Here is a 23,182-nt window from a genome sequence, read left to right as displayed (position 1 = left end):
TTAATAACCTGAAATCCGGTGGCCGAGCGAAGTCGAGGCCATTTTGATCTACTGGCAAAGAAGCGGATAATCAGAAATTAAAATTATAACTGGCAATTATAAGTACAAATTAAGATATATTTGTTTCTTTAATTGCAAGTTATGGCAAACAGCAAACCCTTATTATTACCAAAACTACAGCTACTTATGGAGCAGGTGGGTGAGCAAATCAAGCTTGCCCGCCTGCGCCGGAAGCTGAGTGCTGATCAATTGGCTGAAAGGACAGGGATAAGCAGAAGGACTATTTATAGCATAGAAAAAGGCTCGTCAGGTGTTAGCATTGGATATTATTTGAATGTGCTCAAGGTGTTAGGACTTGAGAAGGACATTCTTCTATTGGCTAAGGACGATGAGTTGGGAAGAAAGCTTCAGGATGCTGGATTGGTAACAAAAAATAGGGCACCAAAAAAGCATTAACAATGGCACTTTATCGGAAAATCAAAAAATTTAATAATTTGTCTCTATGGGAATAAACTTAAAAATCATAGCAGAGACTCTTGAAAAGGATTTTGATCGAATAGCTAACGAATTGATGAATGAATGGGTATTGGTAGTAAATGAAACTTATTACCGCTTAACTGAGATTGAGTTTTATTGTAAAAGTGTCTTAGCCGATGGGCCAATAAAAGATCCTTTCACCCATGGCCATGCAGAGCAGCTGAAATCTGGAACTTGGTATTTTCATGGATCTGGGCTCGACTTAACTTTTGGCACGCCCGATTACTTTGGAGGCATACTAATTCGGGGCCTCCATAGAATTAAGGATGACAAGCATATTACTGGACCCCTGAATTTAATCACTGAAATCCTTAGCTCATTTGGAAATTGCGAAAAGAAAAAAATAGATTTCGGCTTATTGAAAGCAAAAGCTTCCGACTTGAAATTAATGGACTTGGTCAAAGCCCCACGAGTGGGACTAAATCCGATAAATGATCCTATTTCACATCAAAAGCTCTATCGGTATTTAATATTCCCAAAGGAAACTAACCGTGACAAATCAATCATAATTAATTCGTTGGTTAAGCAAGGTATTGATAGAAAGGAAGCTGAACAAATGGTCTACAAGTGATGATTATCGATAGCCAAACCAATTTCGTTTATCTGGCAGATAGTCTCCCAAAAACCTATCCTAAATTCGCCAAAGATCTTGTTCAAAAACTAAAGGATAACAAGATTGGGTTTGATTTTTTACCAGAGACAAAGGATGTATGGGCTGTGGATTATATGCCCATCCAGGTATCTGAAGATAAGTTTATAAGATTTTCCTATAAACCAGATTACCTGATCTCAACAAAAAAATGGGCAAAGACAATCTCAGATGTTGATGCTATTTGTCAAACTATTGGAATCAAAACCGTCAAATCTGATATTATTCTAGATGGCGGAAACATCAGCAAATGGGAAAATAAAGTCTTGATGACAACAAAGGTATTCTTTGAAAACAAAGGGATTTCTGAACTTCTGTTGATTGAAGAGCTAAAAAATACGCTCGAAATAAATGAGATTATTTTTATACCAATGGAAAAAAATGATTGGCTAGGTCATGCAGATGGAATGGCAAGATTTTTAGATTCTGAAACTGTATTAGTTAATGAATTCAACCGCAGTGAGCCAAGCAGTTACATTGATTTTTTAACAGCCCTGAACAATGCAAAACTTACTTGGAAAACTATCCCATTTACAAGCCTTTCAAATATAGATCCGAATGATGCCTCTGGCCTTTACCTCAATTATCTGGAATTAGAAAACCACCTCTTTTTACCAATATTTAATCAAAAAGAAGATCAGCAAGCAATAGTTGTAATTGAAGAGCTTTTTCCAACCAAAAAAGTCATTCCGATCCTTGGGACAGAACCTTCAAAAGACACCGGGATTATCAATTGCCTTACTTGGAACATCAATGCGCAAGTGCCAATGTGAGTGTCTTACTCACATTTTCATCTTAAGATATCCAGTCAGTGAAGACAATGACTGGGGCTGCCCTTTACCCCCCAAACTTTCCTTTTCAGCATCGCCAGCTTATCAGCCATTGTGCCTTGAGGTTCTTTCTCAAAAAATCCAGCTAACCAAGACACTAGCTGGGTCTCAAATAACTTTTAACCAATAACTCAATAACTCCTTCATCTTAAGATATCCTGTCAGTGACACTCGCCGGGGCACAGAATACCAATACAGCAAACCCTCCAAGGGATTATAAACCCTTGGAGGGTAAATACATCACTTCCCAAACTTCCCTTTCAGCATCGCCAATTTATCAGCCATCGTGCCTTGAGGTTCCTCGACTTTTTGAGGTTTCGCAGATGGATTACTGATTGGACGGGATTTGGGATCCCTTACTCGCTCCGCAAAAGGATCAGCTTTCATGCTCAAAGCCACTCGCTTTCTGGCGATATCCACCTCCATCACAGTTACCTGCACTTTCTGATTGACAGTCACAACTTCATTTGGATCTTTGATAAAGCGATCTGCCAAATGACTCAAGTGAACCAAACCATCCTGATGTACGCCTACATCCACGAAAGCTCCAAATGCGGTAATATTGGTCACAACTCCCGGTAGCTTCATCCCCACTTTCAGATCAGCCATGGAGTTGACTCCTTCCTGAAAATTGAATACTTCAAATGACTCACGTGGATCCCGGCCCGGCTTTGCCAATTCTTCCAAAATATCCTGAAGCGTGGGCAAACCCACAGTTTCAGACACATAATTTTTAAGGATGATTTTGCTTCGCAAATCTTCTGAACTCATCAGTTCCTTGACAGAAGTATTCAAGTCCTTGGCCATTTTCTCCACTAACTCATATCGCTCAGGGTGAACTGCTGAGGAGTCGAGTGGATGTTTGGCTTTGCTGATTCTCAAGAATCCAGCTGCTTGCTCAAAGGCTTTATCACCCAATCGAGGAACTTTTTTAAGCTGTGCACGGCTGATGAAGGGTCCATTCTCCGCTCGGTATTCTATTATATTCTGAGCCAAAACCGGCCCTAATCCCGACACATAGGTCAACAATTGTTTGGAAGCGGTATTGACCTCCACTCCTACTCCGTTCACTGCGGACATTACAGTATCATCAAGTGAATTCTTCAGCGCATTTTGATCCACATCATGCTGGTATTGACCCACGCCTATTGATTTGGGATCGATTTTCACCAATTCGGCTAAAGGATCCATCAGTCTTCGACCAATCGAAACCGCCCCACGGACAGTCAAATCCAAGTCAGGAAATTCTTCCCGAGCAACATCAGAAGCGGAATAAATCGATGCTCCGGCCTCATTAACCAAAGTCACGATGATGGACTTGGGTAATCCAATACTTTTGACAAAAGCTTCCGTCTCTCGTCCCGCCGTTCCATTACCAATTGCGATTGCTTGGATGGAAAACTTCTCAGCCAAACCTTTTACAGTCTTTCCGGATTCAACTGTTCTACGTTGTGGTTCATTGGGATAAATGGCTTCGTAGTGCAAAAACTGACCCTGCGGCCCGAGACAAACCAGTTTGCAACCTGTCCTAAATCCAGGATCAATGGCCATCACTGATTTTTCGCCCAAAGGAGATCCAAGAAGCAACTGACGGAGGTTTTCCGCAAAGACCCGAATTGCTTCTTGATCTGCTTTTTTCTTTGTCAAAAGCCGCACTTCAGTTTCCATGCTTGGCTTTAACAATCTTCGATAGGAATCCTTGATCGCTAGTTTCACCTGATCCACCGCAGAGTTGGCGGCATTTTCAAGAATTTGACGTTCGATGACCGCTATTGCGGAAAGCTCTTCCGGACAGGCATCCAACATCAGAAATAGCTCCTTCTCCCCTCTTCTCATCGCCAAAACCCGATGAGAAGGAGCAGTTTTGATCGGTTCGGACCATTCGAAATAGTCTTTGTATTTGATAGCTTCATTCTCTTTTCCAGGAATAACTCGGGAAGTAAACGTCCCTTCATCCAGAAAAATCTTTCGCATTCTTTCCCTTAAAGCAGCATTTTCATTAATCCACTCAGCCATGATATCACGGGCACCCTGAAGTGCTTCCTCGACACTTTTCACCTCATATTCCTCGCTCAAATATTTTGCGGCTTCTCCTTCCAAATCAAAGGAGGTTTGAGAAAAAATCCGTTCAGCAAGTGGCTCAAGGCCTTTTTCCCGAGCAATGGTGGCTTTGGTTCGGCGCTTAGGTTTGTATGGCAAATAGATATCCTCCAGCTTGGACATGGTCTCAGCCGTATCGATAGACTTCTTCAGTTCAGGAGTGAGTTTACCTTGTTCCTCAATGGATTTTAGAATTGCCTCTCTTCTTTTATCAAGTTCTCGAAGTTGCTCGATTCGATCCCGGATCGTCGCAACCTGCACTTCATCCAAGGTTCCAGTCGCTTCTTTTCGATATCGGGAAATAAATGGAACCGTCGCTCCTCCATCCAAAAGTTCGATAGTAGCCTGAACCTGATGTGGTTTAACTTGGAGTTCAGCAGCGATTTTAATCTCGTAATTCATAGTATTTGGGGAAAATCAATTCAAATTGGAGCAGCAAGATAAACTTCCCTGAAAAGAGAATTCAGGTTTATGTGTGGTCTGTCACTAAGATGCTGGAAATGTGGGGGTAATTTTGATTTCAGATTTACGATTTTCGACCTCAACCTTCATCATTCGTAATTCCTCGTTCGGGGTTCGATATTGTAAGATTGAATAATTGAAAAATTGGTTAGAAAGTGGCTTCGACTTCGTAACTCCCGTTACTCAGGTGCTCAGCCTGACACAGCCCTTTTTCATCATTCGATATTCGGGGTTCGGGTTCGATATTGTAAGATTGAAAATTTGGAAGATTGGAATATTGGTCTCGGAATCCAAACCTTAGAAGTTCTCAAAAACCTAAAAGGTTCATGAGTTTATCTCAGCTGCGGTAGCAGCTATATTTCTCCGCAAAGCGGAATATTTCGCGAAGCATATTTCATTTGTCAGCGGAATATTTCGCTTAGCATATCTCTTTATCAAACAAGATCACAGTGTTATTCACAAGATACTTTGTACTTGGTACATTGTACTTAATACATTAAAAATGAAACAAGAATTAAAGTCCTGGGGTCTGATTTTGGCCTTTTTTGCATTTCTCTACTTTACGGGATTGCTTCCGGTGATTCAGGGTGGACTTCAATCCGTACTGCTTTCCACAGGTTTGATGAAACCAAAAATCGAAGTTCCTGACTTGACCAACCAAAAATTTGATTACAGAGGTCAGTTCAAAGATTTTGAAGGAAACATCATTGACCTTCAAGATTATCGTGGAAAAACTGTTTTCATCAACCTTTGGGCCTCTTGGTGCGGGCCTTGTCGAGCTGAGATGCCTCACATCTCCGAACTTTACAAATCAGTAAAAGACACTCCCGATTTGGAATTTCTTATGATCGGGCTTGACAATGACTTCAACAAAAGCAAAAAATTTATGGAGGGAAAATCCTGGGAATTCCCTTCGGTACATGCAAGTTTTGGCATCAACCAAAGTCTCCAAAGCGAGTCTATTCCCACCACAATGGTCGTCAACAAAGAAGGAAAAATCGTCTTTTACCAGCAGGGAATGAGTAATTTCAATACGGTAGAATTCCGGGATTTTCTTCTTTCTCAATAAGCTATTTGGGACTAAATCTAATCAGTCTCCAAACGTATTATTTTTGAAAGCCGCAGGAAGACTGAAGCTTAAATGGGTCTGAGACTAGAATTTGAGCTAATTCCCTTTGAATGGTTTTGAGAATCAGTGAAAAGAGAGGATAGATCTTTAAAAAAATTCCATCAAGGAGCGAAAAGGCGGTAGTTATAGGCGAAGATCTGCGAAAATCAGCGCCCTTTTCTGCGGTGATCTGCGGGAAAAATCAAGTAGCTACTTATAAAAAAAGCCCTTTTCGGGCTTTCCTTATGCGTTAAATTTCCACACATGCCCTTGGGTATCCAAGATTTCTTTTCCCCAAACGGGTAATTCCACCTTGATTCGCTCAACCAATTCATCGCAGGCGTCCATGGCAGCTTTACGGTGTTTGGATGAGGTAAAGACAAACAAGCAAAGCTCACCCACTTTGACTTCACCTAAGCTGTGATAAATATGCATGCAACTTAAGGGATATTTGGCAAAAACAGCTTCCCGAATTTCAAAAGCTTTTTCCAAAGCCATATCCTCATAAGCAGTATAATCTATAGCGATCACATTTCCCTCAGGTTTGGCATCCGCCCGCACCTGACCAAGGAAAATGCTATGTCCACCGATATCAGTTTTACTGCTGTGATTGGCAATCGATTTGGCAATCGTTTCAGGTGAAATTGGTCCCTGAACAAAAATATTTTTAGGCTTGCGTTCTTTTTCCATGATTAGGTGTGATTGTTTTTGAGGGCATTTATACCGCCTTTGATGGAGTAAATCCGCTTGTCAGGAAATTCATTCTGAAGTTGCTGCGCGGCTTTTTGAGAGCGTAATCCACTTTGACAAAAGAATAAAATCTCCTCAGAATCCTCCAAAAGGTCAATCTGCTGAGGCAAAGTAGAAAGCGGTATTTTCATCAAACCTGTGCATTCCAATGGCGGCAATTCTCCCGGTTCACGTACATCCACAAAAGCGATATCCAAACCCATTTTTCCCATTGCTTCATCCCAAGTGAGTTGCTTGACTCCCTCGCAGGCAAGCTCATAATCCATGATTTCGAATGAAGTAATCGAAGCCGGGATGGACTCTCTACCCTCCGGATTTGGAGTGATTTCCACCTCGTAAGTCTGTGAAGAAAGACTGTTAAAGAATAGTACCTTGTTTTTCAACGGCTTCCCAAATCCGCTTAGAACTTTAATTGCCTCTAGCGCCATCAGGTTACCGATTATTCCTGGAAGGACGCCTAACACACCTGTCTCGGAGCAATTTGGAACTTCAGAAGCGGATGGCATTTTGGGATAAAGATCCCGATAGTTGCAGGCATTTTCACCCAAATTAAAAACAGAAACTTGTCCTTCGTGCTGATAAATCGCACCAAAAACCAGAGGCTTTCCCAGCAAAACACAAGCATCATTAACGAGATAACGAGTTGGGAAATTATCCGAACCGTCAATCACCAAATCAAAGCCTGAGATCAGTTCTTGAGCATTTTCTACACTTATAAACTCTGGATAGACCTCCCATTTGATATCGATGTATTTACCCTGAAAATATCGGGCAGCAGTTTCTGCTTTGTTTTTCCCTAGGTCATTTTCACCATAAAGTACCTGACGATTCAAGTTTGAAATGGTCACAGAGTCCCCGTCAACAATTCCGATTTTCCCTACACCGGCAGCAGCTAAATACAGCAAAATTGGGCAGCCCAAACCACCAGCTCCAATTAGCAGAACCTTGGCTTTTTTGAGGTTTTGCTGACCTTCAATTCCAAAACCATTAAGTATAATTTGTCTTTCGAATCGGCTCATCTTATCCTCCTGAGAATGGTGGTAGTAAGGCTATTTCGGCATTTTCAGGGATTTCTTGATTTCCGTTCACGATTTTTTTATTGACTGCCAAGGTGAATTTGACGGTTTTCAACTCGGGAAATTTAACCAGCAAAGCGTCAAGAAGTTCGGAAGAGTTCCCGGAATGGTCCATTTCCACTTCGTCCGTCCCGATTTTCTCGGCAACCATTCCAAAAGCTTTAAGGTGGATTGTATTAGGCATTTTTGAGGAAATATATGACTTAAAGATAACAGAATAGAAAATGGGCTTGGTTTAAATATCAAGAAAATCAGGCTATAATTAAGATAACCTTTGAAGGGAATTTAGCTCACAATTGACTCAGATAACCACAGATTCGGCAATCTGTGTTCATATGCGCCACCCTCCTTCGGCGGGCAGGTCTGTGAGAAAAATACTCCGAGTTCTCCGTGCCTCTGCGGTGAATACTACCCAATAATCAATTTCACTGCAGCAAAGGCCAACACAAAGGCCAATAAATACTTCAATACATTAGGACTGAATTTTCTGGCTCCCAAATACGCCCCCAAAGCTCCACCCGCAACTTTCAAAAGAAGAAAACACACCTACCATGGATAAAATGCGACTAAACTCCCCTCCTCCACATAAAGAATTTCTTGAGGAATTTCCACCAATCCGTCTGCTACTCCAAAAGGCAATAAATTAAATGATTCTTGACCGGGAAGAAGGTGGATTTTTCCATCCTGAATTTTCGCCTTCAGGAAGAAGGTAAGCGGCACTTTTTTGTCAAATCGCTTTTCAATGGGCAAAAACTTTGGACTAGACCAAGCATCAGAATTACCCATCCATTCTAGAAGGCATGGCTTAACATATTGAATAAAACAGGACAACACCGAAGCGGGATTTCCGGGCAAAGCGAAAACAAGCTTTTCAGCTTTCCTTCCGACATAAAGTGGCTTTCCAGGTCGCTGCCTGATTTTGTAGAATAGCTGATCCACTCCATTTTGCTCTAAACTTCCTTTGACAAAATCAAAATCTCCAACAGAAATCCCTCCTGTGAGTAACACAAAATCTGACTTCTCAAGCGCTTCTCCGATAACTCGTGTCACTTCACTTTCCTCGTCTTTTACCTTGAGAATAGTAAGTTCAGTAATGCCAAGCAATTCAAGATACGCTTCCAAAGAAGGACCGTTTGCATTGTAGATTTGTCCGGGATTTAGTTTGTTGCCCAAGTCAATTATTTCGTCTCCCGTGAGAATCAATGTGACTTTCGGACTTGGATAAACTTCGATTTCTCTCATTCCAAGGGATGCTAAAAGTCCAATCGTTCCCGGTGAAACTCTCGCTCCGGCAGGTACAACTTCCCAACCTACCTTACACTGTGCGCCTTTCTTACGGACATTCGCTCCTCTGATAAATTCATCACGCTCAAAAAAAATCATGTTTTCAGTTCGAGTGATATATTCTTGAGGAATCACTGTGTCTGCACCCTGAGGAACCGGAGCTCCTGTGAAAATTCTTACTGCTTTGCCTTGTTCCAAAACAAAATCAGGACTCGCTCCAGCTTGAATGACCTCAATCACTTCTCTGCCTTTACCCTTATCATCCCATGCGATTGCATAGCCATCCATTCCCGAGTTGTCAAAAGATGGAACATCCATAGGGGCTAAAACGGAAGTTGATGTGATTTTCCCCAGACTTTTTTGAAGTGGCAAAAAGGCTGATTTACCCTTGAGTTTTTGGGATTTTAGAATTTTTTTAGCTTCAATTACTGTAACAAACTCCTTCATTATCCTCCGATATTGATCATACTTCGATTATCGATTTTATCTGGATCTGCTTTTTGATAGTCTGCAGTAAACTGCCCTCCCAAAGCTTCATGCTTTCTGGAAATAGAAAGTCGAATTAATGATTCCACATCCTCACCTTTCCGTAAAGCACCCAATAAATCCAGTTCTTCTTTGCCAAAAAGGCAATTCTTCATTTTCCCGTCTGCGGTCAATCTCATGCGATTACACTCTCCACAGAAATGCTCGCTCATGGTGGTGATGAATGCAAACGTTCCTGCAAAACTGGGAACTTGGTACTTCTTTGCCGTAGCGTGCTTTTTATCCTCGAGCTTGTTGACCTGAAATTTTTCCTTAACCAACTCAAGCATTTGAGCGGCAGTGACCACCTGCTTGCTTTCCCAATGATTTCCTGCAAATGGCATAAACTCAATGAAACGAACATGCAACGGAAGCATTTCAGTAACTTGGATAAAATCACAAATATCATCCTCAATCATTCCATGAAGTGCAACAGCATTGACTTTCACTCGAAATCCTTCCTCGAGTAGTAGCAATATATTTTCCCAAACTAGATTAAATTGATCTCTGCGTGTAAGTTTTTGAAATTTTTCCCGGTTCAATGTATCCAAACTAACATTCACAGAGCGTACGCCTGCTTTTGTCAGGGTTTGGATATGCTTGTGAATCAGGACACCATTGGTAGTTAGTGTGAGTTCCACAGGAAAAGCAGAAAGTCGCTCTAAGATCTCCGGAAACTCCTTTCTGACTAAAGGTTCTCCACCCGTGAGTCGAATCTTTTTTACCCCAAGAGAAACAAAAGTCTCTGCAAGTGTGAGTATCTCTTCTTTGCTCATGAGTTTGGATTGTGGCATCCACTCCATCTCCTCCACCGGCATGCAATAGCTGCAGCGGAAGTTGCAGTTGTCCGTTAAGGAAATCCGCAGGTAGTCGTGAATACGTCCAAATGTATCTTGAAGCATAACCCAATGTTAGGGATTATTGAGTTGAAATGTAAATTGATTCTGTTGAATTCCTTAAAAGGCACTCTTCGTGATAATTTTTAATATTTTCAAGGTTTACTCATTTTCTTAAGTGCGGCTTCATATGCGGCTTCTGGAGAAGCAGCATAACCAAAAATGTAAATTTGATTCTGTTGAATTCCTTGGAAAACTCTCCACTTGTCAATTTTCTACCGCAGAATAGCGTATAATCAGATTAATTTTTAGCCTTATTGAACTCCTTAGAAAAATTATAGACTAAACCCACATTCCAAACTAGATCATCTCCAGCCACCTGAGACTTAATTTTCTGGTTAAACAGTGTTTGTATTCCAATTGGAAAATCCTTCTTGGTCAACGTAAAACTTGAAACCACATAAGAACCCGTGTTTTCATCCACTTGGAGAAAATACACCTGTGGATTCATTCGGAGCTTCACATCCCTGTAGATTGGTAGATTCGAAAAAACTGTATTTAGTGCCAAGAAAATAGTGTTTTTGGGTGGAATTGGATTAAATCCTCGTCCCTGAAGGTAATAAAAGCCGACACTGAAACGCTCCGAAACTTTATACATGGGTGCAATTTCTCCTGCGAAAATCCGCTGAGCAGCCATCATCGTTTCCTCTTGGCCATCAACCATGAAAGTTCTTTCCTGAAAAATGAAAGTAGGATGTGCTCCCACATTAAGTGTAAATCGGCTGTCTTTGATCACTTTATACCTACCCCAGAATACAAAAGACCAAGGCTTGCCGTCCATCCCAAAACGTAACATGGGATCAAATGATAGCCGCTCTCCTCCAATACTCAGATCAAAAAACACAGCAGGTCGACCCAAGGTAAATGATGGAATAATTGAAATTCCATTGTTGGTGGCGGTGATGATTCCACTGAATTGAAATGGCTTAGGTTCGGTCGCCGTTTGAGCGGAAAATGTTGGATTTTGAAAAAAAAGCACGCCTGTCAAACAGAGAAAACAAACTGTCCTCAGTGGGTAAGCTGATTTCTTTGGAAATAAAAGGAAGCGTACTCTTGATTTCATGAGGTTTCTTGTGATTTCTGATACAAAATTGTAGAAAACAATGTAATAACCTCAAGCACAGAACAAATCAAAAGCTCTAAAAATCAAACAATTTTCCTCAAGATAAATTATTCAAAGGGCAAATTGAAACAGTTAAACTACCTGATTGAAATGGGAAGACACTATTTTCCAGCCATTTTCTCGCTCAACCCAAACGTCCAAAAATCGAAGATCGCCGGAAAGTTCTTCACCTTCCAAAGTGATAAGAGCTTCTCCTTCTCCGTGAACCACGCCAGTATTGCCATAGACACGTGCAAAAGTATGTTCAAGTCGTAAGTTTTTAATTGACATTTTACCCTCTCTGTAGAGTTTAAACATTTCAATTTTGGTTTGAGACTTTCCATTTGCCCAGAATACAATTGCTCGTTCATCAAACATTCCGGCAATACTATCAAGGTTGGATTGCTCCCATTGTTGGAATTTCTCATGAGAAAGGCCAATCAGTTGTGATTCAGACATTGTATTTATGTGGGGTGTTAAGCAGGGTAAATAACCAATAACAAAGGTCGTGCTAAACATAAAACTATCAGCTCGTTGGCTCCAAATTGTAAATAAACTGAAATCGGGAAAATCATAATCAGCAGAGCTGATCTAAGAATTACTGATAAAGCTTAAGATTTAAACCAGTTTTCATACCCATTCACTGAAGAAAAAAATAATTTCTAAATCTTATTTCACGGTCAAGTAATTACTCTTAAAAAAATCCTTCAAAGTGGTCAATGGCAAGACATCTTTTGGACTACCATCTTTTTTAATTTTCCCTTCTTTTAGAAAAAGAACTCGGTCAGACATCTTAATAATCTCCATCAAATCATGGCTTATTAACAGTGTCGTCAATTTAAACTCTCTGTGAAGAAGCACTATGTAATCCTGAATCTTGGTTTGCATCTCGATATCCAATGCAGAGAGCGGCTCATCGAGAAGCAATAATTTTGGCTTTCTCACCAAAGCTCGAGCCAAGGCCACTCGTTGCTTTTGTCCACCGGAAAGTTGGGCTGGTTTTTTCTTAGCTAATTGACCCAATTCAGTCAACTCCAATAATTCGTTGATGATGGAATTAGGCTCTCTCTTTTCCAATGCAAATTCCAGGTTTTCCTGAACAGTCATATTGGGGAAAAGTGAATAGTCCTGGAAAACCATCCCCACATTTCTCTCTTGAGGTCTGAGGTTGATTTTTTTCTCGCTGTCAAACCAAACTCGGCCATCGATTTCAACCCTTCCCGATACTGGCTGAAGCAATCCCGAAAGCATCCTAAACACACTTGTTTTGCCAGCTCCGGATGCTCCATAGAGCGTGACCAACTCTCCTTCTTTGATTTTGGTTTCAAATAGAAGATCTAAAATCCCTTCCGCACCATCCAGCTTTTTATGAAGTGAAATACTGATCATATAGAGTAATGGGATTGCACCATGCGGTGATTCAGAAAATAAACTGTTGCCAAAACAAGAAAGGAAAAAGCAAGCAAGATCCCGGAATAGAGATTTGCCAAGCCGTAATTCATCGCTTCTACTTGATCATAAATCGCCACAGAGATGACACGGGTTTCTCCAGGAATATTCCCGCCCACCATGAGGACAACGCCAAACTCTCCTATGGTATGAGCGAAAGACAATATGCATGCGGTCAATAGTGAGGTTTTAATGTTAGGAAGCAAAACTTTAAATAAGGTAGTCAATTTACTTTTCCCCAAGAGATAGGAAGCATCCATCAGATTACGGGGTAGCATCCGAAATCCTGCCTGAATGGGTTGAATCATAAATGGCAAACTGTAAATCATAGATGCAATGACCAATCCAGGAAAAGAAAAAACGAGTCTTAAGTCAAAGTACTTTTCAATAAATCCCCCAAAGGCATTTGCTGGACTAAATGCGATCAACAAGTAAAAACCTAAGACCGATGGAGGTAAAACCAAAGGCAAACCCACCACAGCTTCAATTAAAATTTTTGCTCTAATCTTGCTAAAAGCCAACCAATACGCTAAAGGAACCCCGATAAGGAACAACATCATTGTAGTAATCAACGCCAATTTGAAAGTCAAATAAAAGGGTCCAAAATCCAGCATTGAAATTATGGTTTGGTGAATCCAAAATAAGAAAGAATCTCGGTTGCGGTGCTCCCTTTTACAAAATCAAGAAAGTCTACTGCTAAGTGATTTTGGTTTGCTCTTTTAGTAATTACAGCTCCCTGTAGAAGTGGCTGATGACTAGTATCCGGAATGAGATAGTATACTCCTCCGAGCCTTTTCATCGTCGGAGACAGCGCAAGAGATAGTGCTATGATCCCGATATCTGCCGCTCCAGTTGTGACAAATTGAGCAGTTTGGGAAATGTTTTCACCGAATACTAGATTACCTTTCACTGAATCCAATACCTTATAATGCTTCATCGCCTCTACAGCTCTTTTGCCATAAGGAGCGTGGTCGGGATTCGCAATGGCTATTTTTCTAACTAAAGTGGACTTTAGAGATTCCATTTTGTCCTTGGTTGGATCAATCTTTCTACTCCAAAGAACGATTCGTCCAATCCCATAAGGATAGACCTCAGAAGCCGCAAATCCACGTTCTTTGAGCAAATTCGGGTAATTGATATCTGCTGAAAAGAAAAGATCGAAGGGTGCACTGTTGGAGATTTGCTCAAAAAGTTTTCCCGAAGAACCATAGGTCACTTGAACCAGTCGCTTGTCAGTTTGATTGAAAACAGCTATGACCGAATCCAAAGCAAACTTCAAATCAGCCGCTGCAGCTATTAAAATTTTTTCGGAAGATTGGGCGGGGGAAGAAAATGCCATCAACACCAATCCCAATCCTAGTATGAACACTTTTATCCTCATGCTTAAGTTCAATCTTGTGCAAAAGCCACTTTAATCACTCGCAGTTCCCTGATCCATCGAGCGGGTCGCTTGTCTCCCGAAGCTACGATGCGAAAAGGTCCTTCACCAGTCGGAAGTGGTTTTCCGTCCATTTCGAAGGCTAAAAGCACTATGTTATCTGTAAATTCAGGATCGACTTCTGCCAGAGAATAGATCACCTCATACCCATCAGCAGCTCGCATGATCAGGTATTTGGTCAGGTTTTCACCTCGTAAATCTTTACCTAAAGTCACTCCAGCTTCTTGAAGCAAATCCACTAAAACAACACCTTTATAGATTCGAGACTGGTCATCTCTGTCTTTTACGGTCACTTCCTGAACATTCATTTTTCCCAAATCCTCCAAGGAAAGTCTAAGCGGCTTCATTACTTCTCCTATCACCTGTATGGACCTGCTCTCCTGGGCATGTCCAAACCGAACAACAGCAAGTAGGATCAAGCACAAAAAAGAGATTTTTTTCACAATTGTATTCATGAGTCTTTTGAATTTTAGGGTTTATGAGGATTGGAAAAAGCGGGATTGGTGATAAAGCTGGAATCAGTAAGCATAGTTAGAAAAGCGATGAGATCTTCTTTTTGCTGAATAGAAAGTCCCATTCCCCTGCCTCCATTTTGATTCTTTTTTCCCACGACAAAAGCGCTCAAAGTTTCACTTTCCTGAATATGATCACTGTAGTGGTCCAATACTTCTTCCAAAGTAGCAAATCGACCATCATGCATGTACGGTCCCGTCAAAGCAATATTGCGTAAGGTAGGAACTCGAAACCGACCCAAGTCAGTCGCCTCTCCTGTGAATTCAATCCTTCCGGGATCTGCCGGAATCTGATCCAAACCATTGTTATGAAACAGTTCTTTAAACATTTTGGGAGTGCCGTGGCAGTGTTCGCAATTGCTACCTCCCATCGCTACTTGAGGGCCGGTTTTGAAAAGCTCCATTCCTCGTAGCTCTTGTTCAGTCAGGTTATAATTTCCTGCTAAATATCGATCAAAAGGAGAATCCGCAGAAATCAGCACCCGTTCAAACTGGGCGATGGCCTTTAAGATTCTGTCTTCAGTAAGCGTTGGACTTCCAAATGCCTTTTCAAAAAACTCGGGATAGCGTTCTGATTCTTTCAATTTTTGTACTGACACTTCCAAAGACTGTCCCATTTCATGGTGATCTGTCAGAGGAAAAACTGCCTGAGTCTCCAAACCTTGGAAAAGCTTATTGATCATCATCGTTAAGGAATTAATCGTAATCAGAAAACAAACATCGATATATACCCAAATATATATCGCTTTTCCAAGTAACGCTGATAGAATTCAAGCAATTTTTGGATTTCCACCACCAAAATAAAATAAACAGGTTTTTGATATCGAAATTATAGAAATCGAAGGAATTCAGTTTCCTTTTCGATCATAGACTCAAGGGTCTCAACTAGTCTTTTATATTCGAAAATCACCTTGCGACCCTGATCTGTCAGTTCAGCCCCACCTCCCTTTTCGCCTCCTTTGTGAGAAATCACATACGGATGTGCCCCTCTGGCATTCATATCGGAAATGAGGTCCCAAGCCTTTTTATAAGACATCCCCATTTTCTTGGCGGCTTTGGCAATCGAACCTTCCTGATCGATGAGTTCTATTAATTGAGCCGGACCTGGTCCAAAAAACTTTTTCCCGTCGATATCGATCCAGCAACGAAAGCGGATTTCTTTTCCTTCCATAAGAATAAAAATAGAGCAAGTTCGGTGGAATGAAAACTCGCTTGATCCAACTTTGATAATGAATAGATAGGTAAGGCAAAAGGATTGGTTCTATCCCTCAACATTTTTTTTCCGGTAGTTACATGAAGGATTTATGATAAAAAACTATTTGAATCCTACAATAAATGTTTTTTGAATACTTATATATTCCTTTCTTGTACAATTCTAATGGACCATTATCTATATCCAAGATAGTATAAGACAATTGAAATTTCAGTTTGTTATTAATTACGATTTAGCATAGAAATGCCTTAAACAAGCCATTTTTAGGCATAATTCATAAATTTTGCTTCAATACCACAGGTGTATTTTTTTTCAATTTGAAGATACTAAAAGGATAAAAATTACCTTATATTTCCATCCTGTTTTCACGACATAACCTATTTGCCATCTTTTCAAAACTAAAAAGCATCATATTTATTATATCTGGTAATATACAGTTACAGTAGGTCAAAAATAATAGAATTTGTGAATCAAAAGATTTTGCTCAAGTTTTCATTTTTTATCTTAATCCAAATATCGTCCCTTCTTTTTGGACCTGAAAAAGCCATAGCTCAATCTGGAGATTATTTTCTTGATTCAACTGGAGCCCCTCATAATTATGTGATGGAAATTTGGGACAACTCCAATGGTTTGCCTCAAAATGCTGTTTTTGCTCTGGAAAAAGATAATCATGGGTATCTGTGGATTGCCACAGAAGAAGGACTTGCAAGACTCGATGGCGTTTCTACAAAGGTTTTTGACAAAGAAACCTACCCTAAAATGCTTGAACAGACCTATTACACTTTTTATAAAAGCCCAAGTGGGATTTGGGCATCATCTGATAGAAGCATCGCCCTTCTGGAAAAATACATCAAAAAAGTGATTGACTGTACTACAATTACAGAAAACACTTGGATAAGGGCTATTGTCGAATATGAAAACGGAGGTTTATTAATCGGAACTCAGATTGGGAAGATCTACATCTGGGAAAACGGGAAATTTAGTGTTTTAGATTTTTGGAAACCCGAAATTCAACTCGAAATCCTTAGCTTTTTTTCTCTGGGAAATTCAAAATTATTGGTCGGCACCAATCACGGACTTTATGAACTTGACTTAAAATCGAAACAATCAAATCTGGTTTCATCAGAAGATTTTTCAGTCCAAAAAGTTTTTGGTTCTATCGGGTCAATTTTCATTTCATCACCGGACTCTGGAGTTTTTCGCTTAAATGAAAACTATGAATTGGAAAACATCCTTTCCTACGATCAGGCTAAAGACATTAACCCAAGCAGCCTGACGATCGATTCTAAAAATAACATTTGGGCCGGATCTCTCGAAAGAGGCTTGATTTTAATAGAAAATGGAAACATCACTCGATATACCTATCCCGAATTAAAAAACTATGCGATTCGGAAAATAATCAAGGAAAATGACAATCTATATCTGGGGACTTTGGGGAAAGGATTAGCCTTAATTAAGCCGGCCAAAGTCAATCAGCTAAACTTTGAAAAATTAAAAGAAAAAAATATCAAAGCAGTCTTTCAGGATAAAGATAGCAGCATTTGGATTGGAACTAGATCAGATGGTTTGCATCGAATCAAAAATGGAAAAATCAGTTCCTTGACCGCAAATGACGGCCTCATCCAAAATGGAGTGACTACCATAGCATCTTTAAAAGGCAAAATCTACTCCGGGTCGTCATCAGGAATATCTGTAATTGATACCCAATCCGGAAAAGTCGTGGATAAGATAACCCAACAAGATGGACTCAAAAGCAACCATGTCTATGCCCTATTCAAAGACTCGAAAGATTGGTTATGGATTTTGACCAGATATGGTGGAATGCATTATTTCGATGAAAACGGAATTCTTTACACCGTCGATCTGCCTGAATATTTTTCAAATACCAACTTTATTAGTATCGCTGAATTGAAAGACAAACAAATTGTCATCGGAAGTTCCAATCAAGGAATATTCAGATTAGAGAATGGTAAATTTATCCAAAATCAAACTTTGCCACTTAGCCCCGGGGAGGATATAGTCTATGCTATATACGAAGATGAAATTGGAGACCTTTGGTTTGGTACTCATGGAGGCTTGGTGCTCTTGAAGGATGGAAAATTCAAACCCTTGAAAAAATCAAGTGGCCTAAAATCTCAAAGCGTTTACAGCATTACCAGTGACGGGTTAGATGGAGTTTGGGTCAGTAATAATTTTGGAGTTCAATATTTATCTAATTCAGAACTCGAAAGATTCAAGGAATCCAATGAAAAAGATTTCTTTGTTGGTACTACCCTATATAACCAAAGTATGGGCATGCCAAATTCGGAGGCTAATGGTTTGATCTTTCCAGCAGCCCTGAGAGATTTTTCCGGGAAAATATGGATTCCTACAGTGGAAGGAGTTGGCATCATTGATCCCACTTCTATAGCTTCAGAAGTATCAGAGTCAGTCAATTTCACTTGGGATGAAGTTCAAATTGGGTATAAAAAATCACCCATTGTGGATAAAATCAAAATCCCCCAAGGAGTGAGTATGTTTCATGTTTCATTTAGTCTTATAGATTTTGAAAATCCCACTCAATATTCGCTCTTTTACAGAATAGACAGCAAAACAGACAGTTGGCTCCCTATCAAAGACCAGAGACAACTCATGTTTAATGGATTGAAACCGGGTAGTTACAATTTTGAAATAAAGGTTCTCCGATATGGGAAACTGGATTCGATCCAAAGGTTACCGATTGTAGTATCAGCATCCTTGTTTGAGACCACAGCCTTTAAGATATTTTTAGGCATCGTGGGAGTACTTTTGGTTTACTTTATGGTGAAATACTATTTAAATAGTAAAATGAAGAATAACTTGGAAGCCATGGTGAACCAAAGAACTCTGGAGCTAAGTACAACAAATAAAAAACTGAAAGATGCCGTTCGGGAGATTGAGGATCAAAACTTGATATTAAAGGAGATTACATGGAATCAGTCCCATTTAGTCAGAGCTCCTCTCACCAAAGCGATGGGCATCAATCAATTATTAATCAAGTATCCAGCCTATTCTGATGTGGGGAAAAGTAAAGAAGACCTTGAAATCGAGCTACTGTCCACATTAAAACAACTTGATCAAATAGTAAAAGAAACACACGCCAAATCCGAAAATTTGAAAAATTAATGATGTCAAATACACCCCTTGTCCTTATTATCGATGATGATCCCGGAGTATTGTTTCTCCACAAAATCATAGTCAAGGAAGGCAACTTGAGCAAAAGCCCAGCTACTTTTTTGGATGCAGCCCAAGCTTTGGAATTTATTTTACCCTTGGATTCATCTGGTACCAAAATTTTGATTTTTCTGGATATCAATATGCCACGAATCAACGGCTGGGAATTTTTGGAACTCTTAGGCGAAAAAATACAACATGCAGATATCAAAGTGATTATGGTCACTTCCTCATTAAGTATCGCTGAACGGGAAAAATCAAAAGAATACAATGTCGTGATTGATTTTTGGGAAAAACCTATGGATGAAATTCAAGTATCGGCCTTGATTGGAAATTTGGGAGATTGGTTGGTTGTTGAATAGAATTTCTGGCATTCTCAAAATGGAAATCAATATGTTTTTTTAGCCATTCTGGTTATAAGGCCCAAAATTTGAATAACCACATCTTCTGCTGATTCTTCGAATCTATCAAAGCATTAAATAGCTTTATTTTACTTGCTTTACTCGATAGACGCTCAACTCGACAGTCCAGAAGACTGTTTTAATTTATAAAGTAAGATTCGACCCGTCTGCAACAGGAATCACTCCATTCTAAGAAAATGTGGAGTTTATAACTATCTCAAATCCAAATTTTTCTTAAAATGCCCCATTCCTAGGCAAAAAGCACAGTGCTCCCTATGCTTCCACTGAATTATTTCTAACCTTCACCCGTTAATCAAGTCGACAATCAAAAAAAACTCATGAAGAAGTTCATACTAATATTTCTGGGAATTCTGGTTTTTCTGATTGGTGCAGCGGTAGCTATTCCATTCTTATTTAAAGACAAAATCATAGCCCGAGTAAATCAGGAACTTGATCAGGCTCTTAACGCCAAGATATACTACGATGTGGATCAGGTTTCACTGAGTCTATTCCGAAACTTCCCATCTGTCAGTGCTGGACTGGGGAATTTTGGAATTGTTGGTTTGGAGCCTTTTCAAAATGACACATTGGTTCATGCTGAGGAATTGACAATGGATTTCAATCTCAGATCCATCCTCTTTGACGATTATCCAACATTGACCGGGCTTCACCTGAACGGAGGAGACCTTTACATCAAAGTTCTGGAAGATGGACGAGCCAATTATGATATCACCAAAGAATCCACCTCAACTGAGCCTGAGGCAGAAAGTAACTTCAAACTGGGAGTTGACTTGATCGAGATCAATAATGTAAACTTGATCTACGACGATAGGTCCTTGAAGTTTGTCATGGCTTTAGCTGGTATCGAGGCTAAAGGTAGTGGGAAGTTCACCCAGGATGTCTATGATTTGCCCCTCAAACTCAAGGCAACCATAGCTGATGTAAACTATGAAGGTGTCCACTACCTGAGCAACAAAAAATTTACAGGAGAGACTTTGCTTCAGGTGGATTTGGAGCAAATGAAATTTACAGTGGCGGATGGACGATTTGGACTCAATGATTTTCTTTTTGACCTGAGCGGGGTGATCGGTCTACCCGAAGAAGGAATCGCGTTGGATCTCACTTTTGGCAGTGAAGAGACTGATTTCAAAAATATCCTCTCACTTGTGCCGGGTATCTACACGGAAAGCTTTTCGTCAATAAAAACCACCGGGACACTTGCCTTCAATGGTTTTGTGAAAGGGCTTTATGCCGAAGATATTTTCCCAGCCTTTGACTTCCGGCTTGATGTGAAAGATGGGATGTTTCAATACCCTGATCTTCCCATGCCTGTCAAGGATATCAATTTGAATTTTCAGGCTAAAAATGAAACCAGCATCCTTGAAAATACCAGTATTTCCATTCCGGTTTTTTCGATGAACCTCGGTTCTAATCCTATATCTGGCGATTTTAAACTTTTGAACCTGAAGGATTATGACTTGGAGGGGAAGTTAATCGGAAAGCTTAATCTGAAGGAATTGACTTCTGTATTCCCAATTGACAAGACACAATTGGGTGGCATTCTGGATTTCAACGCCAGCGCAAAAGGCCGCTACGATTCAACGCTGAAAGTCCTTCCTAGCATGGATATTAGATTGAATTTGGAAAATGGTTTTGTACAAAATACCGACTATCCTGTGCCATTGGAGCAGCTTCATGCTAAAGCGGTGATCTTAAATCAAAAAGGAACCATGCAGGATTTTAGGGTAGATGTGAGCTCTTTTGGATTTGACTTGGAAGGAGAAAAAATCAGGGGTAACCTCAAAATCAATGATTTCGAAGCACTCAATTGGAACGGAGTAATCAACGGTAGTCTGGATCTGAAAAAATTAACGGCAATTTTTCCGATTGCCGACACCAAATTGGAAGGCTTAATCAAAACCGATCTGCAAACTTCAGGTTCGTATGCTGATGTAGAAAAAGAGCGCTACGATCGCTTGCAAGCCTCAGGTACGATGGATGTCAAAGAATTATATTATAAATCGACAGACTATCCTCAAGGTGTCAGAATCCTGGAAGCCCATGCAGATTTCAATCCTCAGCGGGTTAACCTAACAAAATTCGACTCAAAACTTGGAAAAAGCCCTCTAACAGCCAGTGGATTTCTGTCCAATTACATGGACTATTTACTCTCTGAAAAAGGAGTTTTAAAAGGTCAGCTGAGCTTGAACAGCACTAAATTTGACGTAAATGAATGGATGAGCAGCAGCACCACCGATGCTGAAAGCTCTGAGATGGAAGTCGTTCCATTACCGGTCAACGTGGATTTCACCATGAATATGGTTGCGGATGAAGTGATCTATGACAACTTGAATCTAAAGGAAGTCAGTGGAAATATGACCCTGAGAAATGGCGTTCTAACATTTTCAGAAACAGGGATGAAAACACTGGATGGACGGATCAGATTAAATGGAAATTACGATCCTAGAAATCTTGCCGCACCCCTGTTTAATTTCAATTTGGACATTTCAGAGTTAAGCATTGCCAAAGCTTTCCAAAGCTTCGAGACAATCAAGGCATTTGCTCCAATCGCTAGTGATATAACCGGAAAAGTCAATACCAATATCAGTTTCTCCGGACTTTTGGGTCAGGATATGATGCCTGTGCTTTCTTCTCTTGACGTTCAGGGAATTCTAAAAATCGCCGAAGCAGCCCTGAAAGACAGTAAAATCCTTGAGACAGTCACAAGTCTAACCCGCCTTAAGGATGGAAATACACTCACCCTGAGAAATCTGAATATCCCGATTGTAATCCAAGATGGTAGGATGGAAGTTAAACCTTTCGATTTGCGTCTTTGGGACTATCAGACCAATATTCAGGGGAGTGCAGGGTTTGACGGATCGATCAACTACCTGTTGAACATGCAAGTTCCTGCCGGAAAATTCGGAGCTCAAGCCAATTCGATTTTGGCAACAATCTCTGGAACAGAATCTTCAGAATCCACGATGATCCCGGTGGCTATCAATCTTGGAGGTACTTATAACCAACCTAAAATCAGCCTCGCCGGAGGCAATAGCATCGAGAATTTGCTGACCAATGCATTGAAATCCAGATTCAGTTCGGAAAAAGAAGACTTGCAGGAAAAAGCAACAGCAGAATTCCAAGCAGCCCAAGACAGCATCAAGCAAGAAATCAAACTTAAAGCTGAAGTCTTCCAAGACAGCCTCAAAAAAGAAGTAGAGAAAAAAACCAATGAGACTACTGGAAAAGCGGTGGACGAGGCTAAAACTTTACTGAGAGGCCTGATTACGAAACCAAAGGCTAAGCCTGATACCACGAAGGTGGATAATTGAGGGGTCATTGAAATACGCTTCGCGAAATAAAGTGGAGATAAGCTGCGCTAGATACAGTTGAAATACGCTTCGCGAAATATGGTGGAAATATGCTTCTCGGCATATTGTTTAGATATGCTGTGCGAGATAGAAAAAAAATGGTTGAAGCTTTGATATGATGGAAATATGCTTTGCGAAGCCTATCACGGTTTCGGGCTTAGGGAAGGTGGCGATTTTCACCATTCCGATAGGTATCGGAATAGTGTCCCAAACTTTGATGAACGGGAAATGTATCTGCGGTGCTCTGAACGGCTACTGTTTCCAAACCTAGTTGTAGAACCTGTGCT

General features: G+C 40.4%; 21 protein-coding genes. 7 read left to right on the top strand and 14 right to left on the bottom strand.

The window, feature by feature from the left end:
* Positions 1-141 precede the first annotated feature (141 nt).
* From ACK4HU_RS18785 to ACK4HU_RS18775, 3 genes are read left to right on the top strand one after another with little or no spacing between them, the layout of a single operon-like run.
* Entirely contained in the window at positions 142-456 is a 315-nt protein-coding gene (locus ACK4HU_RS18785) for a helix-turn-helix domain-containing protein (protein ID WP_409809261.1), read from the top strand.
* 46 nt (positions 457-502) lie between these two features.
* The gene (locus tag ACK4HU_RS18780; protein ID WP_409809260.1) at positions 503-1,108 is read left to right on the top strand and encodes a hypothetical protein; all 606 of its coding nucleotides are present in this window, start codon (positions 503-505) and stop codon (positions 1,106-1,108) included.
* A complete protein-coding gene (locus tag ACK4HU_RS18775; RefSeq protein ID WP_409809259.1) occupies positions 1,108-1,959 on the top strand; it encodes an agmatine deiminase family protein in 852 nt (283 codons plus the stop codon). The genes ACK4HU_RS18780 and ACK4HU_RS18775 overlap by 1 nt, the downstream gene beginning before the upstream one ends.
* A gap of 297 nt (positions 1,960-2,256) precedes the next feature.
* On the opposite strand, the gene ACK4HU_RS18770 is transcribed toward ACK4HU_RS18775, so the two are convergent.
* The gene (locus ACK4HU_RS18770) at positions 2,257-4,518 is read right to left on the bottom strand and encodes a Tex family protein (protein WP_409809258.1); all 2,262 of its coding nucleotides are present in this window, start codon (positions 4,516-4,518) and stop codon (positions 2,257-2,259) included.
* Between the two features lie 562 nt (positions 4,519-5,080).
* On the opposite strand from ACK4HU_RS18770, the gene ACK4HU_RS18765 reads away from it, so the two are divergent.
* A complete protein-coding gene (locus ACK4HU_RS18765; protein ID WP_409809257.1) occupies positions 5,081-5,647 on the top strand; it encodes a TlpA family protein disulfide reductase in 567 nt (188 codons plus the stop codon).
* Between the two features lie 282 nt (positions 5,648-5,929).
* On the opposite strand, the gene ACK4HU_RS18760 is transcribed toward ACK4HU_RS18765, so the two are convergent.
* The 13 genes from ACK4HU_RS18760 to ACK4HU_RS18700 form a co-directional block, all read right to left on the bottom strand.
* Positions 5,930-6,376 carry a molybdenum cofactor biosynthesis protein MoaE gene (locus ACK4HU_RS18760; protein ID WP_409809256.1) on the bottom strand — a complete coding sequence of 149 codons (447 nt, stop codon included), beginning with the start codon at positions 6,374-6,376 and terminating at the stop codon, positions 5,930-5,932.
* Between the two features lie 2 nt (positions 6,377-6,378).
* On the bottom strand, positions 6,379-7,455 hold the full coding sequence (locus tag ACK4HU_RS18755) for a ThiF family adenylyltransferase (protein ID WP_409809255.1): 1,077 nt from the start codon (positions 7,453-7,455) through the stop codon (positions 6,379-6,381).
* A 1-nt stretch (position 7,456) separates the two neighbouring features.
* Positions 7,457-7,696: a MoaD/ThiS family protein gene (locus tag ACK4HU_RS18750; RefSeq protein ID WP_409809254.1), complete on the bottom strand. Its 240-nt coding sequence runs from the start codon at positions 7,694-7,696 to the stop codon at positions 7,457-7,459.
* Positions 7,697-8,058: 362 nt separating this feature from the next.
* Entirely contained in the window at positions 8,059-9,243 is a 1,185-nt protein-coding gene (locus ACK4HU_RS18745) for a molybdopterin molybdotransferase MoeA (RefSeq protein ID WP_409809253.1), read from the bottom strand.
* Positions 9,243-10,223, bottom strand: a complete 981-nt coding sequence (gene moaA / locus ACK4HU_RS18740) for a GTP 3',8-cyclase MoaA (RefSeq protein WP_409809252.1) — start codon at positions 10,221-10,223, stop codon at positions 9,243-9,245. The genes ACK4HU_RS18745 and moaA overlap by 1 nt, the downstream gene beginning before the upstream one ends.
* A 235-nt stretch (positions 10,224-10,458) precedes the next feature.
* Positions 10,459-11,280: a hypothetical protein gene (locus ACK4HU_RS18735; RefSeq protein ID WP_409809251.1), complete on the bottom strand. Its 822-nt coding sequence runs from the start codon at positions 11,278-11,280 to the stop codon at positions 10,459-10,461.
* Positions 11,281-11,412: 132 nt separating this feature from the next.
* Positions 11,413-11,778, bottom strand: coding sequence for a nuclear transport factor 2 family protein (locus ACK4HU_RS18730; protein WP_409809250.1), 366 nt, complete (start codon positions 11,776-11,778; stop codon positions 11,413-11,415).
* 210 nt (positions 11,779-11,988) lie between these two features.
* Positions 11,989-12,708 carry an ABC transporter ATP-binding protein gene (locus tag ACK4HU_RS18725; RefSeq protein WP_409809249.1) on the bottom strand — a complete coding sequence of 240 codons (720 nt, stop codon included), beginning with the start codon at positions 12,706-12,708 and terminating at the stop codon, positions 11,989-11,991.
* A complete protein-coding gene (modB, locus tag ACK4HU_RS18720) occupies positions 12,705-13,382 on the bottom strand; it encodes a molybdate ABC transporter permease subunit (protein ID WP_409809248.1) in 678 nt (225 codons plus the stop codon). The genes ACK4HU_RS18725 and modB overlap by 4 nt, the downstream gene beginning before the upstream one ends.
* 5 nt (positions 13,383-13,387) lie before the next feature.
* Entirely contained in the window at positions 13,388-14,149 is a 762-nt protein-coding gene (modA, locus tag ACK4HU_RS18715) for a molybdate ABC transporter substrate-binding protein (RefSeq protein ID WP_409809247.1), read from the bottom strand.
* An 8-nt stretch (positions 14,150-14,157) separates the two neighbouring features.
* Positions 14,158-14,661 carry a molybdopterin-dependent oxidoreductase gene (locus tag ACK4HU_RS18710; protein ID WP_409809246.1) on the bottom strand — a complete coding sequence of 168 codons (504 nt, stop codon included), beginning with the start codon at positions 14,659-14,661 and terminating at the stop codon, positions 14,158-14,160.
* Positions 14,662-14,675: 14 nt separating this feature from the next.
* On the bottom strand, positions 14,676-15,404 hold the full coding sequence (locus tag ACK4HU_RS18705) for a cytochrome-c peroxidase (protein WP_409809245.1): 729 nt from the start codon (positions 15,402-15,404) through the stop codon (positions 14,676-14,678).
* Positions 15,405-15,547: 143 nt separating this feature from the next.
* Positions 15,548-15,889, bottom strand: coding sequence for a winged helix-turn-helix domain-containing protein (locus ACK4HU_RS18700; protein ID WP_409809244.1), 342 nt, complete (start codon positions 15,887-15,889; stop codon positions 15,548-15,550).
* A gap of 507 nt (positions 15,890-16,396) precedes the next feature.
* Here ACK4HU_RS18700 and ACK4HU_RS18695 point away from each other — a divergent pair.
* The 3 genes from ACK4HU_RS18695 to ACK4HU_RS18685 all read left to right on the top strand — a co-directional run bounded on the left by ACK4HU_RS18695 (position 16,397) and on the right by ACK4HU_RS18685 (position 22,856).
* Positions 16,397-19,075, top strand: a complete 2,679-nt coding sequence (locus ACK4HU_RS18695; RefSeq protein ID WP_409809243.1) for a two-component regulator propeller domain-containing protein — start codon at positions 16,397-16,399, stop codon at positions 19,073-19,075.
* Positions 19,075-19,485, top strand: a complete 411-nt coding sequence (locus tag ACK4HU_RS18690; protein ID WP_409809242.1) for a two-component system response regulator — start codon at positions 19,075-19,077, stop codon at positions 19,483-19,485. Before ACK4HU_RS18695 ends, ACK4HU_RS18690 begins: the two co-directional genes overlap by 1 nt.
* 377 nt (positions 19,486-19,862) lie before the next feature.
* On the top strand, positions 19,863-22,856 hold the full coding sequence (locus tag ACK4HU_RS18685) for an AsmA-like C-terminal region-containing protein (protein WP_409809241.1): 2,994 nt from the start codon (positions 19,863-19,865) through the stop codon (positions 22,854-22,856).
* Positions 22,857-23,182: the final 326 nt, after the last annotated feature.

It is taken from the genome of Algoriphagus sp. (genome assembly GCF_046296635.1).
In the GTDB taxonomy this organism is placed as follows: domain Bacteria; phylum Bacteroidota; class Bacteroidia; order Cytophagales; family Cyclobacteriaceae; genus Algoriphagus.
Note: the sequence above shows the minus strand (reverse complement) of the source record. Positions and strands in the feature narration are given on the sequence as shown.